Origin of the sequence: Pinibacter aurantiacus, assembly GCF_019130065.1 — a bacterium.
GTDB classification, from domain to species: Bacteria; Bacteroidota; Bacteroidia; order Chitinophagales; family Chitinophagaceae; genus Pinibacter; species Pinibacter aurantiacus.
The window spans coordinates 227,904-245,027 of the sequence record NZ_JAHSPG010000016.1 but is presented as its reverse complement, the minus strand read 5'-3'; the positions used below and the strand labels follow the sequence as shown (position 1 = coordinate 245,027).

The window sequence follows — 17,124 nt, the reverse complement described above, 5'->3', positions numbered from 1 at the left end:
AGCCCCGTAAATACGGGGCTTTCTTTGCTTATGAAAATTTACAACCAAAATTTATTGGAAAAGCACTTTTGTTACTGTGGTTGCTCCTGTTGAAGTATTATAAACTCGCAACACATAGATACCCGGACGAATGCTTCCTCTTTCGTATTTCAACGTAGCGTTCTGAATATTCACTTCCTGTTTAGTGAACACACACTGACCCGCCATATTGTAAAGAGACAACTGATAGTTCTGTGTTTTTTTACCTGCAATACTTACATTAAATTCTGTTGTTACAGGGTTTGGCATTACCACAATATCTGCCTTGTCTTCTTTCTTAATGGTTATCTTATTGGTGAATGTTGATGCCCCATTTACATCGACAACTCTTACTCTGTAGTTACTCACGGCAGCATTGGCATCTTTGTCAACAAACGCATATCTGCTGGATGATCTTGTATTCTTTGCGCTTGCCGTTGCAATTGTTTCATAGTTGTCGCTACCGAACGTGCTTCTTTCTATAATGTAGGTTTGGACACTTGTTTCACTAGTTGCTACCCAACTTAACTGATTACCCTGACTATTTTGTTTACCAGATAATGATACTTTCATCGACAATACGCCATCGCAACTTCCGGTGACATTGAAGTATGCCATCTTGGTTAAACAGCCACTGTTTACAGACATTTTGCTAAGATAAACACCTGCTTCATCAGGCAGTAACGCAGGCATATGTAATTTGGTGCCGGTGCCCACCAGCGTACTGTCTGTGTTGCTATTGATCTTATACCATTCAAATGTTGCATTTGGAACAGTGTCCACGCTTAACGTTACGTCTTTATAGAAACAGTTTGCAGACGCGGTTACTATTGAATTTGCCAAAGGCAGAATGTTAACATCATTCAACGTTGCGTTACCGCAGGCGTCCACTGCACGCAAACGAACGAGGGAATATTCCACGCCATTGTCAAAAGTAAATACAGGGTTACTTTGCGGAGGGGCCACAATGGAAGGGAACTCAGGTGAACTTCCAATTACTTCGTAAGTAAATGGCCCGATACCGCCTCTTGGCGATGCACCCACGCTAAAGCTATTGTTGTCGCACTGGTATGCGGCAGACTGTGCAAGACTTGGATATGCATAAGGAGCCACTGTTACTGTATCATAAACGTGTCCCGTACAACCAGAGATTGAATACTGCAAAATGTAAGTTGCAGGTTCTATGTCAACAAACTGGAATCCATTTCCTGTAGTGATGGAATAGTTGATAGTTGTTGACGCCCCATTTTTGGAAATGATTGTAGGCGTTGCTGTTCCAAGGTTCGATGATGTTGTAATGCTAATTAACGCCGCACCATTTTCCCACTGTGCCGTAGGGCATTTGGACTGGAAGCTGATGTTGCGATTTACATAGCTCGCTACCGGCGTTATTTTCGCGGTGTCTGCTACACTACATTTATCGGTTCCGATGATTGTGTACTTTTTGTTGTTATCCAACCCTGGCAAGTCGTTCAGCATAATAGTATTGCTGTTGGAGGTTTGAGTACTTACTACATCACCATATGGATCGTATACAGCAACGGTGTATGGAGAAGAGCCGGAGTTAAATACTACTTTGATATTGGTGGCACCTATCGCACAAGATTGTGCAGCCGATAATGAAATGCTTATCGGATTTGGCAACACACTGAAGCAACGCTTAATGGTTGTATCATAACATCCATCCTTAATCATTATACAATAATCTCCGTAAGGAATTGCAGGAAACGCACCGGTTGCATTCGGAGTGCCAAACTGATTACCATTTTTATCATACAAAGTATATGTAGGATTGTTAAGGTTGGTTTGTCCGGTGATCTTAACATCCATAGACGCGCAACCTTTGGTAATGTTTACATTTTGATCTACCGACAGCAACGCATGTGCCGCAGCAAAATAGCGTATCATGGTAGTATCATAACATGGATCATTGTGGATCTTAACACTGTATGAACCATAAGGTATGTTGGTGAAGTTACCTGTTGTAGAAGTTCCTGCCTGGTTGCCATTTGCATCATACAAAGTGTATGTAGGATTTGTAAGATTCAATGAACCCGAAATAGTAGCATCGAATCCTGTACAACCTTGATTACTTAACGTATACTGTCCGGCACTTGGCAACAGCCTGTTTGCGGTGAAGCAAGTTTGCATGGTAGTATCGTAGCAGGAAGGATCGTTTTTCAACTTGATGCAATACTTACCATATGGAATGCCTGTGAAAACACCTGTTGTGTTTGTGGAACCGACCTGGTTTCCGCTCGCATCTACCAATGTATATACAGGATTGCTTACAGAAGTATTGCCTGTAATTTTAACATCAAATGTTGCACATGATTTTGTAATCGTGTAAGTGCCAATTGCAGGTACAGGACGATTTTGAGTAAAGCATTGCATCATCGTGGTATCATAACATGCAGGATCATTTTTTATTTTGATGCAGTAAGAACCGTAAGGCACATTATCAAACACACCGGTAGCATTGCAATCTCCCACCTGGTTGCCATTTACATCGTATAAACAAAACGTAGGATTGTTCAGGTTCGTAGCGCCGCTGATGGCCACTTTAAATCCACTGCAAGTCAAATTAGAAATCGTGTAGTTACCTTTGCCCATTGCATTTCTTGCCACTGTAACTTCTGTTACAAGCGTTGTGTCGTAGCAAGTTGCATCATTCTTGATTTTGATAAAATAATGACCATAAGGTACATTGGTGAATTTACCCGTTGTATTGCAATCTCCTACCTGGTTTCCGCGATCATCATACAAACAATATAGAGGGTTGGTCAAATTGGTTGCTCCTGTGATGGTGAGCGTGAAACCTTTACAATCTTTGTTTGAGATACCATAACTTCCTGCGGTCGGTTTCTTTCTTTTTCCAGAAACAGCAACATACATAGTAGTGTCATAACAACTTGCGCTGTTTGTTACTTTTATTTTATAATCGCCGTAAGGGATGTTATCAAAAACACCCGTGTTGTTGCAAGTACCGATCTGAGTACCGCTCAAATTAAGGAGGCAATAAAGAGGAGTGCTCAAATTGCTACCAGATGCAGTTGCGGAAAACGTAGTACATTTTTGATTGCTGATCGTCGCGTTCGCATTTACACTTGGCTTAGTAGGCGTTTGTGTGAACTGCAGCGTGATGGTTGTGTCATAGCAGGCATCTTTGATTTTAATAGAGTATGAACCGTAAGGAATTGCGGTGAAAACTCCATTTGTATTAGTTGCTACCTGCACGCCATTTTTATTATACAGATAAAATTGCGGGCTCGATAAGTTTGACTGACCGGTTACTGTAGCATCAAATGTAGAACACTGTTTGCCGCTTACGCTCACTGTTGCATTTACTGAGGGCTTAACCGGCGCTGCAGTGAATGTGCGTGTAATGGTTGTATCATAACATGCGTCGTAAGCAGTTACCTTATATGTTCCGTAAGCAAGACCGGTAAATGTTCCGGTGGTGTTGCTCGCTATTTGCTGGTTTGAGCTGTTGTATAATTTATATTGTGTTGGTGCAGTAAAATTCACCTGACCAGTAACTTGCGCCGTGAATGTTTTACAGGTTGGCGTTGTTGTTACATTGGCTGGCAGTGTAGGAATTAAATTGTTTGTCCAGTTGATCGTCTTTGTATTCCCACAAGGATCTTTTACTACAATAACCGCACTTCTTTTATTCGCTAAATGAAATGAGAAATTGGAAGAACCAACATAGGTGGTATCTCCTTTGGATAAAGTATAACCAAAAGTAAATCCGCTGAACAACGTACTTGATCCGCTTGTGTTGCCCTTGTTGTCTTTAAGGCCAATGGCAACATTTACCAAATCACAACCTGCATTGGTAATGGTTTGGCTATCTATCCACCAATCGTAGTTAAGAATGGTAATGCGTCGTGTTTGTTTACCACCACACGAGTCTTGCAGTTGTATTACATACTCACCACTTAAGAGATTCTTGAAATTACCCGTTGTATTGGTTACGCCAACAGAAGATGGGGAAGGCGCCATTATGGTATAAATGAAAGGCGTTCTTCCATTCACTGCTCCTGTTACAGAAATTGTACCGTCATTTCCGTTCTTACAGGTCACATCAGTTTTAACCAATGCGAAGCGAGGATCACTATAGCTTCCTGGTACAATTACGTTCATAACCGTAATTTCACACCCCTTCACGATGTCTTTTATATAAACAGTGTAGGAACCTGCAGAGAGGCCCGTTAACAATCGGGATGATGTATACGAGGTGGTAACTGGCCCGTCAACCCTATAGTTATAGTTGTTACTTCCACCAGTAGCCGTTACTTCAATAGAACCCGTTGCAGTGCATCGAGACTCTGTTGCTTTGGTAGTGGCTTTAAGGGTTGAGCAGTCCTGCGAAAATGCAAGTTGTACTATGAGAAGTTGAAAAATAACCGGCAATGCCAGTTTGAGTAGAGTGTAGAGTTTTATCTTCATAGGTACACGGATTTAGATTACGGAAACGGATACGACTGAATACAAAATAAGCCACTTCCAACGTGTTTCACAAGAGCTAAAATGAAATAGTGCAAAAGTGCGCGAACCAATGTAAATCTACGATGGGGGATTTTACTCGCCGTTTGTAGAAACCCGTAGCCTTTTTTATACGTAAACTATTAGATTTGTTGTGAGTTGTGAGTAATGAGTCCTGATCGGCAAGTTGTAAATGATGTGATTAAATAATTGTTACGCACAAACTCACTACTCATTATTCAAAACTCATAACTCCATGGGAGAAGCTTATCTTGATCATCATTCACAACTACTTGTTATTCATTCGAGGTTATTTTTTTACGGCGATGCCGCAACCGAATCTCTTGCAATACAGGCTGCGCAAGACATTCAGCAACAATGGAATGAGTTTAACAAAACGGTTATTATAAAGAGAAATACTTTTTCGTTTACTCTGCGCATTGAAGGTTTTTACAAACCTGATCTTACTCCGGAGGAAGTCTGGTACAATGATGACCCGAGAAATAACTACTTCCGCATTGAAGAATTTTCTAGCCAGGATATTTCATTTGTGGATGGCATTGGTTGCAATACTGGTTATTTCAAACTTGCGAACATTCTCGATCATTCCACTACTGCTGCTCACGAGTATGGACATACGCTCGGACTGCTTCATCCCGTTCAATTAGATATAAGAGGAAAAGGTGCACCGGGCATTATGTATCCACGCGGCACCATCTGCGACCCCATGTATCAATACAGTGCAGTGGCGGCGCCCGCCACACCTGGAGGCACCTTAAACCCGATTCATAGAAAAGTACTTCAAAGCGATGTAGACAATCTTCAATTGCATAAACTTTCTTTTAAAAATGACAGAGCGGTGGTGGGAGAATTTTCTAGTGTTTATCATGCGAGCCATGGAGGCTCAATTAAGAATTAAGAATTAGGAATTAAGAATTGTTTCTGTGAAACACCTGTATAGCTACAACCTTTCTTTACTGCTCACGTTTTGCAGCCGCATATCATCAGAAATGCCCAATTCCTAATTCCTAATTTCTAATTCCTAATTATTCCTTTATCTTGTTTGAAAATCTCAAACCGTGTCTATTCTTTCTATTCAAAACATTTCAAAATCTTATGGCAACATCAAGGCGCTGAATGGTGTTTCATTTGAAGTACCACAGGGTGCCATATTTGGTGTGCTGGGTCCAAATGGAAGTGGCAAAACTACTTTGCTCAGCATTATTGTAGATGTACTGAAGGCTGATAATGGCAACTTCCTGTGGTTTGACCAACCAAGTTCTCCAGCCACCAGAAGGAAAATTGGTACGTTGCTGGAAACGCCCAACTTCTATCATTATCTCTCAGCATTTAATAATTTGAAAATTACCAACAGCATTAGTGGCAGAGGCAACGTTACCGAAATAAACGTTGTGCTGGAAAAAGTAAAATTGCTGGAAAGAAAAAACAGTCGCTTCAGCACTTACAGCCTTGGAATGAAACAAAGACTTGCTATTGCAGGCGCTTTGCTCGGCGAACCAAAAGTGCTTGTGCTTGACGAGCCCACTAATGGTCTGGATCCTGTGGGCATTGCAGAAATAAGGGAATTGATCAAAGAACTTAGTATTGCAGGACATACCATCATCATGGCGAGCCATCTTTTAGATGAGGTAGAAAAGGTTTGTACACACGTGGCTATTCTAAAAAAAGGAACATTGCTCACTACCGGTGCAGTCGACGATGTGCTGGTGGACAATGACATTGTTGAAATAAGTGCAAGTGACAACAATGCGCTCCTGAACATTCTCCAGTCATATAACGGTACGGAGCAGGTTATTTTGGAAAACGGCCTTGTGCAAATTCAACTAGCGAAAGGCACAGCCCGCCCTGAAGAAATAAATGCATTTTGTTTCAGCAAAGGCATTACCCTTAATCATCTTGTCATTAAAAAGAAAAGACTCGAAGCGAAATTTTTTGAACTAACGAATAACTAAAAACAAGGAATTAGAAATTAGGAATTAGGAGTTAGACAGGGTTGAATATTCTGAATTCCATTTCTAATTTCTAATTCCTAATTCCTAATTCCTAATTCCTAATTTCTTACAACTCATGTTGAATCTAGTAAAAACAGAATGGCTGAAGATCAAGAACTATCCTGCATTCTGGTGGGTCATTTGCATCACGGCTCTTTCCTATCCCGGCATTAACTATACCTTTCTAAGTATTTATCACAACATTACCGCAAAACAGACGATGCAGGGGCAGATTGTAAAGGCGCTGATGGGTAATCCTTTTTCATTTCCGGAAGCATGGCATACAGTTGCTTTTTTTTCATCGCTGTTTATTTTCATTCCGGCTATTGTAGTGATCATGCTTATTACCAACGAGTACACTTACAAAACAAATCGCCAAAATATTATTGATGGCTGGAGCAGGCAACAATTCATGTGGAGCAAATTCATCAGCGTTGTTATTATTACGTTGATTGTTTCCGCAATCTATTTTGTCGTGAGTCTTATTATTGGTTCGACAAATACAGATGATGTGACTGCCAGCAAATGGGACCAGTTTTATTATGTGCTGTTATTTGCTTTTCAAACATTTGCTCAATTGTCAATTGCTTTTTTAATCGGCTTGCTGGTGCGCAAATCATTTATCGCGCTTGCCATTTTCATCTTTTACTGTATCATTCTTGAACCAATTTTAGTGGGCATCCTGAAGTTCAAGGCAAATGATGTCGGCCGCTTTTTACCGTTAGAAATTTCCGACCGCCTAATTCCAATTCCTGCATTTTTAGGAAAGATTGATGCGGATACTTACAAACTAGCACTAGCGGCCGTTCAATCGCATATCTTTTTAACACTGATTGGACTGGTGATTACGTGGAGTTTGAGTTTGTTTGTGTATATGAGACGCGACTTGTAATTAATAATTAATAAAGAATAATTAATAATGCCACATTCTTTACTGAATGTGGCATTATGGTTTCTTAAAATACCGGAATATCTCTTTCCAATTAATCCGTTACACCTATTAATTATTCTTTACTAATTATTAATTAGATCAGCAATCGCTTTTTCCACATCCGGAAATATAAATTGAAATCCCGCCTTTCTCATTTTCTCGTTGCTTACGGTGGTGCTTTTCAACACTTCAATGCTCATTTCACCGAGCACCATTTTTAATACGAATGAAGGCACATAGATCGGAATATAAAATCTGCCTCGTTGTTTGACAGCAAGCGTTTCGTTGAGTTTTTTATTACTGATTGGATGTGTTGCAACGGCATTGTAAGCGCCTTGCATTTTTTCGTCGTGCATTGCCTGCATGTACATTCTGCAAAGGTCGTCGATATGAATCCAGCTGACTACCTGGCTGCCACTTCCAAGTATTGTTGATAAACCAAATCGCAAAGGTTTTCTAAATTCCTCAAGTGCTCCTCCTTCATTACTCAGAACAATGCCGGTGCGCAATTTTACAAGGCGAACATTCATCTTTTGTACAGGCTCTATGCTTTGCTCCCATTGCAAACAGGTTTGCCCGAGGAAATCATCATTTGGTTCATCGCTTTCGACAAATGGTTTTAAGTTGGGAACAGAAGGATCCGGGCCGTACCAACCAATGGCAGATGCACTTACAACAGCCTTTACATGATGCGAATTTTCGCTAAGTGCTTTTACAATCAGCGCACCGCTTTTCGTTCTGCTTTCTGCGATTTCTTTTTTTCTTTTGTCCGACCATCTTTTATCTGCAACGCCGGCGCCGGCAAGGTGAATGATGTAATCTGCTTTTTCTACTGCGGTGCGATCAATGGTTTGTTCTTTTACGTTCCATTCAGCAAAGGAAAGATTGTGATAGCCTGTTGACTGCGGATCTTCCAATTTGAAATTTTCCGAAGCTTCAATTTTATTTCTCGTGAGGACGATAACACTGTATCCGTTTTGCAATAATAATGATGTGAGTCTTTTTCCGATTAATCCGGTGCCGCCGGTAATGAGGATCGTTTCCATCTGGATAGTATTGAGTAAAAGAAAAGTTCTTCAGTAGAGAGATAACAAAGATACGCAGATTATAGAATCTCTTTGCTGGCATTGCCATGATCATCTTCATACAACCTTTAGTTAGACCGTTTTCTTTACCACTAAGGCACTAAGGGCACTAAGTTTCACTAAGGGGTTGCCGATAATCAAGCGGCCTTAGTGGAGCTCAGTGTCCTTAGTGACTTAGTGGTAAACTCATGACGAAGTTACAATCAACGCATTGGTAACAGCCAACTCTACCTAACGAAATAAGTGGGAAGATTGATCCATCCTGTGTCAGGGCAGGATTGTATTGCGTCAGGAACTGGCTCTCCTAACAGCAGCACACTGTTACCTGGATCTTTTGAAGAAAACTCTACATAGTAACGTCCTCCGTTAGATATCAGGTTATCTTCATATTGTGCGCCAACAGTCTGATTCCTGTTGTACTGCATGTATGAAACCACATAATAAAATTCAACCGAGGGTTGAGAACTTTTTATGCCATGATGTTTTTTCCCGGTTATTCCAATGGTATATCTGTGATTCTTTATCCTTTCTGCATCTAACTTTTGTTTTCTATTTCTACCATAAATACACACTATCAATAATGCCAAAACAAATACAACATCTAAGATTATTTTACCCCAATGCCACTCTTTGGTTCCATCTTTATAAAAATTTCGCAGTATATCTTCTTTTAGGGCCATTTTTCTCAATTGCCAATATCCTTTTCAACATTGATTTTGGAAGCCAAATATAAGATTTACAATTTCAAATTATCCAAACTGCCTTAATGGAACTAAGTGTCCTTAGTGGCTTAGTGGTAAAACTCTTGAAGACGTTACAATCAACGCTGCCACCGATCATTTAATGCCGTAAAATAGAAATCTCCTGAATTTTCCGGCTTCGTGATAGTTAACATGTCGCCCCGACGGGGCTGGCATTGGTTCATGGCTGTTTGATACTAACTACTAACATATAGCCCCTCTGGGGCTTTTGGCTCCATAACTATTGCAAATGGCGCCATAATTCCTCTTCCACAATTATTCAATCATTCAATTACTCAATTATTAAAAAAGAAATCCCCTTGAAAAATCAAGGGGATACAACTAAAAACAAACATGGTAGCTAAGCGACCAATAAGTTAGTCGGGCTTGTTACCGTCAAGAAAAGTATTTATTGTGCTGATTTTTGCGTTATTATTTTCGTCAGATTTTACAGTGTAGTTGCTGTAAAAATTCTCTACCGGATTTGTGTTGTTGTAGAGTTCCAGGTTGCGGCGGATATATGCCGGCACAGTTTCGAACTCATTGTTTGGATCGGCTGAGTTTACGTTGAATGACAGATTACGTAGTTTCTGTATTCTCTCTGCCGCTCTGCGTCGCTGGTCCTCTGCTTCGTCCGGCATTGCCGGTTCCTCAACAAAAGAGTTATTGCTGGCAGTTGAATAAGTCTGTTCTGTACGCTGCACATCCGCCGCAGGAACTTCATCCTTAATCACCAATTGCATGTCTAAAGAAGGTTCCTCTTCTTTTGGAACAGACGTTGCTTCCGGTTGCTGAGGGATGTTAGGCTTCGCGTAAGGCGCGGCCTGCGCTTTTGGCGCACCTTGGTCTGCCTTTGGTTCCGCATAAATATTGGATGGCTTGGCCAAGTATCCTCCAGACGCTGCAGACGCTGAAGAATTATTTTGAGTAGATTTCGGCTGTTGTGGTTGTGACAAATTCTGTCCTGGCATCTCCGTTTTGGCTGGATGTGAATATACTAACTCAAAAAACTCCGGACCGTTTTCGCTTCCTCCTTTTTTATCCACAGTATTTTTACTGTCGTTTTCTTCCGTAAAAAACACAACAGAATCCTTATTTGATGGGACTTCTACGAGGGTAGGTTGAAGATCCTCTCTCAATTTTTCTGTTGGCTCTTCCGCCACAAAAGAGATGATACCACTATCCATTTCATTTTCAACCACTTCTTCCACCCTCTCGTCCAAGGGCAAGGAAAAAGATGTTGAAACGTATGCTTTCGGCTCTTCACGCTGAGGCTCGAGCTTCATGATGATCTTCTCTTCTCTTTTCGGTTGTTCCGGTATTTCCTTTTCTTCTGTTCTGTAAAAAGGATCTTTATATTCAAAACCAGTTGCAATCAGTGTGATGCCAATTTTTCTTTCCAAAGAATTGTCATAACCCAAACCAAGAATCACGTCAGTTTCTTCTCCGGCCTGGCTCAACAAATAATTCTGAATGATGTCCACTTCATCCATTGTAAACTCGTGGTCACCTTCCGCAGAGTTAATGTTGATCAATATCCATCTTGCACCTTTAATTTCATTGTCATTCAGCAATGGAGAATTCAATGCTTCTTCAATTGCTTTCTGCGCACGGTTTTCACCCTCAACCGCTGCGTTACCCAAAATAGCAACACCGCCATTGCGCATTACTGTACATACATCGGCAAAGTCAACGTTGATCTGGCCGGTGCTGTTGATCACGTCTGTGATACATTTTGCAGCTGTTGCCAAAACGTTGTCTGCTTTCGCAAATGCATCTTTCATTTTTAAGTTACCAAACTGATGACGCAATTTATCGTTGCTGATCACCAATAAAGTATCTACATGGTTCTTCAAATGACTGATGCCTTCTTCCGCCTGTAGTTGTCTTTTCTTTCCTTCGTAAGAGAACGGAGTGGTTACAATACCTACTGTTAATATGCTAAGATCTTTACAGATCTTGGCAATGATAGGAGCGCCACCAGTTCCTGTACCACCGCCCATACCGGCAGTGATGAAGGCCATTTTGGTATTTACTTCTAAAATGCGTTTTATCTCTTCTAAACTTTCCTCTGTTGCCTGCTTACCAATTTCGGGATTGGCACCCGCGCCAAGCCCTTGAGTAAGATGTGGCCCCAGTTGTATTTTATTCGGCACATTGCTTTGTGAAATAGCCTGTGCATCAGTGTTACAAATAATAAAGTTCACGCCCTCAATACTTTGACTGAACATGTGATTAACAGCATTGCTGCCACCACCCCCCACACCTATCACCTTTAAGATAGATGATTTCTCCTTCGGTAGATCAAAGTGAATCATAGTTAATAAATTTCGCCAACACTGTAAATGCCGGCTGTGAATAAAATGGTTAGTTAGTATGAAAACCAGTTGAGAGTTGAGAATTGAGAGTTGAGAGTTAAAAAAATCACTAACTCTCCATTCTCAACTCTCCTCTCTCCACTCTATAAAGCCTTATCTTCTTCTTCCTGGAACAGATCGATCAAACTGTGTTTGAATTTGCCCCAAATATCTTTGAATCCTGAATTGCGATTGTTCATTTTATCTTTCTGAATAACCTGCTCTTGCTGCTGCTCTTCTTCGATTACGATTGGAGCCGCTTTCACTGCTTCCAGTTTTTTCAAATTATCAGGAACCGGAATTTTCTTGAAATCTTTCTCGAATACTTTCAGGTTGTTCTCGTAATCATTGTACCCTTTTAAAATCAGGCCAAGACATGTTGCGTACATTGGCTTTGCCAACTCTTCAATATGTCCGGGAGCAAGATGTTCTGTAGGATAACCGATGCGTGTATTTACGCCTGTTACATATTCTGTTAACTGGATCAAATGTTTCAATTGAGAACCACCGCCGGTTAAAACGATACCACCATTCAGCACTCTGCTATCCATGCCCACTTGTTTCAAGTGATAGGTAACAAAATCCATGATCTCACTCATACGTGCCTGTATGATGTTTGCAAGATTCTTCACGCTGATCTCTTTTGGTGGCATACCACGCAGGCCAGGAATGGTAATGAACGCGTTTGCTTTTGCTTCGTTTGCCAAAGCACTACCAAACTGCACTTTCATTTGCTCGGCTTGTGTTTTCAAAACACCAAGGCCGGTTTTAATATCATTGGTAATGTTTTCACCACCAAACGGTATTACAGCAGTATGTCTTAAAATACCATCACAGAAGACAGCAAGGTCAGTTGTACCACCGCCGATGTCAACAATGGCAACACCTGCTTCCATGTCCTCGTAACCCATTACTGCTGCAGCAGATGCCAATGGTTGCAACACAAGATCTTTGGTGTGCAATCCACTTTTCTCAACCGCACGGTTGATATTGCGAATCGCATTTTTATCACCAGTGATGATGTGGAAATTTGCACCCACTTTTACACCGCCGTACCCAATTGGGTTTGGAATGTTTTGAAAATTATCTACTGTAAATTCCTGTGGTATCACATCAATGATCTGATCACCTGCAGGGATATACGTTTTATATTGGTCAGCGACCAACTGATCGATTTCACGTTGACTGATTTCTTCATTGTTATCATGGCGAACGATGTCTCCACGGGTTTGCAAACTTTTAATGTGATGTCCGGCAATACCTACATACACTTCATTGATCTCTAAATTCGGATTGCTGGCATAACAATTTTCAAGTGCGGTACGGATTGCCTTGATGGTTTCATCAATGTTCAATACCTGCCCGTGCTTAACGCCATTAGAGTTGGCTCGTCCGAAACCTAAGATCTCGAGCTTACCGAACTCATTTTTTCTTCCTGCAATGGCAGCTATCTTGGTAGTACCAATGTCCAGGCCGACAATAATGGGTTGTTCGTTGTTCATAAATATATGTTTGTTTATAGTTGTTACGTCTTTGAATATGGTGTTGCTATCGTCGTTGTCTGTTGTTTCTTGCAGCACCAGGTTTTGGTGTTGCCGTTGCTCTTGTCGCAGGTTTTGCAGCATTGCTTCTCACATTGCTTGCCGGTGGCGCAATCGCGTTGATCGCCTGTCCTGCTGCAGCTCCTGCATTGCTATCTGCATCAATCAGTGACAGTGTTGAGTCGCTCAGTGTTTCAGGCTGCATTTGCTTCACCGGCATTTGCGTTGTTGAACTGCTGTCGCTTCTCATCTGCCTTGCAGCCAGCAACATTTGCTGAATGTTTCTCAATGCCTGCAGCGAGTCAATCCTGTTGTCCGCGCCACGCCTCATTCCTATCACTTGTTTTTCGTACTGCACGTTCACCGATTCATATTTGTTCAGCCCCACTTTTGGCAAAATGTTTTTGTAGAAAATCATCAACCTGTCAAACTTTGCTTCTACATTTTCACCATTGCCAAATATGATGATGTGGTTACCAACTGTCGGCACCATTTCGAATGTTCTCAATGGTGTAATGTCCACTTGTGCAATCTGCGCTGTCCAGAAAGTGTCTTTCGCAATAAACAAACTCACTTGTTTTATGTATTGCATCAGCGTACTGTCTGCCTTACTCAGTTTCACCGCATCAGTCGGAAAACCTGTAAACACAGGTAACTTCACACTCATTTTAGGGCTCAACGGCAATTTTGCAAAAGCGCTGTCGATGTAATATGAATTCCCATTCACCGCAAAAATTCTTGCTATTGGTTCACGTTCTTCTACTTTTACGTGCAGTATCGCTTTGTTATCAAAGAACAGTTCGGCATCCTTCACCCACAGATTTTTTTCCAGCGTCTCTTCTAATTTTCTCAAATCAAAACCCGTGATGGCTCTACCTTTTACGCTTTTGTTTGGGGAAACAACATTCATCACATCTGTCTTGTCCACAAAATAATATTCACCAACTCCTCTTATATCAATTTCAATGCCCTTGCATTGTTCATTGTTTTTTTTACCAATTGCCGCCACCAACAATACCACAACGCCGCTTGCCATTGCTATCCAAAGCATGGCAGTTAAAACGCGTTTGATATTTTTTTTCTTCTCCATAAACCTCACCCCCGACCAGTTTCTAAGGGTGTAAAAGACTTTATTTAGTTCTAAATATTATTTCCTAATCCTTTTAACACAGACAAGGCAATGCCTTGTCTCTACTTTGGTGTCCCGCCCAACAGTCACACTTTAATTTCAGCGATTGTTGGACGGGTACCTGTTGCACAGCAGCCTACTGTGCAGAATAATTTTCAGGAGCTAGAAATTAGGAGTTAGGAGTTAGGAGTTAGGAATTAGATGAATGTTGCCCTTCCTTCTAATTCCTAATTTCTAATTCCTAATTTCTCGCCTATCGGTTCTACCAGCGCATCAATGTCTCCTGCACCTGCAGTAATTATTACCTTACCGCGAGGATCGACACTTGATGCCCATTTTAAAAGATCTTCTTTGCTTAGCACTTGCTTGTGCTGGTTTTTCATTTTGTCCAGAAGCATTTCGCTGCTTACACCCGGTATTGGAAGTTCCCTTGCCGGATAAATCGGAAGCAGTATCACTTCATCAGCTATATCAAGGCTTTCGCCAAATGCGTCCTGCAAGTCGTTTGTTCTGCTATATAAATGCGGTTGAAAAACAACTACACATTTTTTATCAGGAAACAAACTTTTCGCGCCCGTGAGCAATGCTCTTAACTCTTCCGGGTGATGCGCATAATCATCAATCAAAATTGTGTCGCTATCTTTTCTGATATACTCGAATCTCCTCTTCACTCCCTTGAAAGACGCGATTGCTGCTTTAATTTTTTCTTTCTCTATTCCCAGTTCGTACGCTACAGTTATTGCAGCAATTGAATTCTCCACGTTATGTTGGCCGCCCATGTGCAATGTCAGCCCTTCAATTCTATCACCGTCTATCACTACGTCAAATGAATAACTGCCGTTATGCATCTGGATATTTTCCGGATATACATCTGCTTTGTTGTCGCTTACGCTGTAGCGCAGTTGCTTGTCCGTTTTAAAATCTTTTTCTCTCGCCAATCCGTATTTGCTTATGAGCAAACCGCCGGGCTTAATCTTTTCACTGAACTGAACGAACGTGTCCTGCAATGCTTCTTCCGTTCCGTAAATATCCAAATGATCTGCATCCATTGATGTGATGATGGCCACATCAGGACTCAATCTTAAAAAGCTTCTGTCATATTCATCTGCTTCTATTACACACACATTTCTTTGATTGCTCCAGAAATTGGTGTTGTAGTTTACAGAAATACCACCGAGAAATGCATTGCAACCATAACCGCTGTCGCGTAACAAATGCGCAACCATTGTGGTAGTGGTGGTTTTGCCGTGCGTTCCTGCTATACAAATATTAAAAGAGCCCTCACTGATGATCTGCAACACTTCGCTTCGTTTTCGCACTTCGTAACCTTGTTGCTGATAGTACACCAATTCTGCATGTTCCTTTGGAATGGCTGGTGTGTACACCACCAATTGTACATCTTTTGGAATGGCGTTCAAGTCTTCCGTATAGTGAACCGCCATGCCGCTTTCTTCCAATGCCTTCGTTAATGGTGTTGTCGTTTTATCATATCCGCTTACTTCAATCTGCTGAGAATGAAAATATCTCGCCAGTGCACTCATACCGATGCCGCCGATGCCGATGAAGTAAATTTTCTTTATGTCTTTAAGTGCGATCATTTTATTTGCCACTGAGTAACTGATTAACTGAATAACTGATGTCCAATTTTTTAGCATTCCGCATTCGTTTCAGTTATTCAGTTATTCGGTTATTCAGTTATTTTTTATTCAATAATTCAATTATTGTTCTGGCTATCACCTCATCTGCATTCTTCACTCCCAGTTTGCCAATATTTATTTTCAATTCATTTTGCAATTGTGCATCCTTTGCCAGGCCTACTATTTCATTTACCAGCTTGTCTTTCGCCTCGCTGTCTTTGATCATTATGCCGGCGTGTTTTGCAACAAGGTTTTGTGCATTTACTGTTTGGTGATCTTCGGCTGCAAAGGGATAGGGTACGAATACAACCGGTTTTTTCACTACACACAATTCAGCGATCGCCATGGCACCGGCTCTTGAGATCACCACATCTGCCGCAGCAAATGCATATTCCATTTTGTTTATAAAGGTGTTGGACCAAACATTTTTATTGTCGACAGCCACTTCTGCACCTCTTGCTGCATAAGGCTTTCCGGTTTGCCAGATCAACTGCAGACCATTTTTCGCAAATGCCGCAATGCCACTATCAATTGCTGTATTAATGCTTTGTGCGCCAAGGCTTCCACCAATTGACAGCACTGTAGTTTTCGCAGGATCTAATCCGAAAAACTGAACGCCTTCTTCACGTGTTACCGTGGAATTCGCAATTGTCGCACGAACAGGATTTCCGGTGATCATAATCTTAGCAGCAGGAAAAAATTTCTCCATTCCATCACTTGCCACAAAAACTTTTGTTGCGTTTTTGCCGAGCATTATGTTTGACCTTCCTGCAAATGAATTTGACTCGTGAATGAATGTTGGAATATTTTTTTGCTGTGCATATTTCAACACCGGAAAACTCGAGTAACCACCAACGCCAATTACAGCGGCCGGTTGAAACGAGTTAATGATCTTTCTAACCTGGAAAAAACTTTTGATCAGCTTTATCGGCAGTCCGATATTTTTTATCAAAGAACTTCTGTTGAAACCCGCAATGTCCAGCCCTTCTATTTTATAACCTGCCTCCGGCACTTTTTCCATTTCCATTTTCCCTTTGGCTCCTACAAACAATATCTCAATGGATGAATCTATTTTCTTCAATGCATTGGCAATGGCTATTGCGGGAAAAATATGCCCGCCTGTGCCGCCGCCCGCTATGATTATTTTTTTCAAATTCAAAAGTCAAAAGTTAAAACAGTGTACGAA

At 41.2% G+C, this 17,124-nt stretch carries 11 protein-coding genes; 3 read left to right on the top strand and 8 right to left on the bottom strand.

What is annotated here, in order from left to right; translation table 11 throughout:
- Nucleotides 1-51: 51 nt before the first annotated feature.
- Nucleotides 52-4,470, bottom strand: a complete 4,419-nt coding sequence (locus tag KTO63_RS22180) for a T9SS type A sorting domain-containing protein (RefSeq protein ID WP_217794149.1) — start codon at nt 4,468-4,470, stop codon at nt 52-54.
- 292 nt (nt 4,471-4,762) lie between these two features.
- On the opposite strand from KTO63_RS22180, the gene KTO63_RS22175 reads away from it, so the two are divergent.
- The 3 genes from KTO63_RS22175 to KTO63_RS22165 all read left to right on the top strand — a co-directional run bounded on the left by KTO63_RS22175 (nt 4,763) and on the right by KTO63_RS22165 (nt 7,410).
- On the top strand, nt 4,763-5,425 hold the full coding sequence (locus KTO63_RS22175; RefSeq protein ID WP_217794148.1) for a peptidase M10: 663 nt from the start codon (nt 4,763-4,765) through the stop codon (nt 5,423-5,425).
- A 160-nt stretch (nt 5,426-5,585) separates the two neighbouring features.
- Entirely contained in the window at nt 5,586-6,479 is an 894-nt protein-coding gene (locus KTO63_RS22170) for an ABC transporter ATP-binding protein (protein ID WP_217794147.1), read from the top strand.
- A 115-nt stretch (nt 6,480-6,594) separates the two neighbouring features.
- Nucleotides 6,595-7,410: an ABC transporter permease gene (locus KTO63_RS22165; protein ID WP_217794146.1), complete on the top strand. Its 816-nt coding sequence runs from the start codon at nt 6,595-6,597 to the stop codon at nt 7,408-7,410.
- A gap of 122 nt (nt 7,411-7,532) precedes the next feature.
- Here KTO63_RS22165 and KTO63_RS22160 read toward each other — a convergent pair whose 3' ends face one another.
- The 7 genes from KTO63_RS22160 to murG form a co-directional block, all read right to left on the bottom strand.
- On the bottom strand, nt 7,533-8,495 hold the full coding sequence (locus KTO63_RS22160; RefSeq protein ID WP_217794145.1) for a TIGR01777 family oxidoreductase: 963 nt from the start codon (nt 8,493-8,495) through the stop codon (nt 7,533-7,535).
- A 266-nt stretch (nt 8,496-8,761) separates the two neighbouring features.
- Nucleotides 8,762-9,214: a hypothetical protein gene (locus tag KTO63_RS22155; RefSeq protein ID WP_217794144.1), complete on the bottom strand. Its 453-nt coding sequence runs from the start codon at nt 9,212-9,214 to the stop codon at nt 8,762-8,764.
- Between the two features lie 437 nt (nt 9,215-9,651).
- A complete protein-coding gene (gene ftsZ / locus KTO63_RS22150) occupies nt 9,652-11,592 on the bottom strand; it encodes a cell division protein FtsZ (RefSeq protein WP_217794143.1) in 1,941 nt (646 codons plus the stop codon).
- Between the two features lie 143 nt (nt 11,593-11,735).
- Nucleotides 11,736-13,133 carry a cell division protein FtsA gene (gene ftsA / locus KTO63_RS22145; protein ID WP_217794142.1) on the bottom strand — a complete coding sequence of 466 codons (1,398 nt, stop codon included), beginning with the start codon at nt 13,131-13,133 and terminating at the stop codon, nt 11,736-11,738.
- Nucleotides 13,134-13,179: 46 nt separating this feature from the next.
- Nucleotides 13,180-14,223: a cell division protein FtsQ/DivIB gene (locus tag KTO63_RS22140; RefSeq protein WP_217794141.1), complete on the bottom strand. Its 1,044-nt coding sequence runs from the start codon at nt 14,221-14,223 to the stop codon at nt 13,180-13,182.
- A gap of 305 nt (nt 14,224-14,528) precedes the next feature.
- On the bottom strand, nt 14,529-15,956 hold the full coding sequence (murC, locus tag KTO63_RS22135; protein WP_232373290.1) for a UDP-N-acetylmuramate--L-alanine ligase: 1,428 nt from the start codon (nt 15,954-15,956) through the stop codon (nt 14,529-14,531).
- 40 nt (nt 15,957-15,996) lie between these two features.
- A complete protein-coding gene (gene murG / locus KTO63_RS22130) occupies nt 15,997-17,091 on the bottom strand; it encodes an undecaprenyldiphospho-muramoylpentapeptide beta-N-acetylglucosaminyltransferase (protein ID WP_232373289.1) in 1,095 nt (364 codons plus the stop codon).
- Nucleotides 17,092-17,124: the final 33 nt, after the last annotated feature.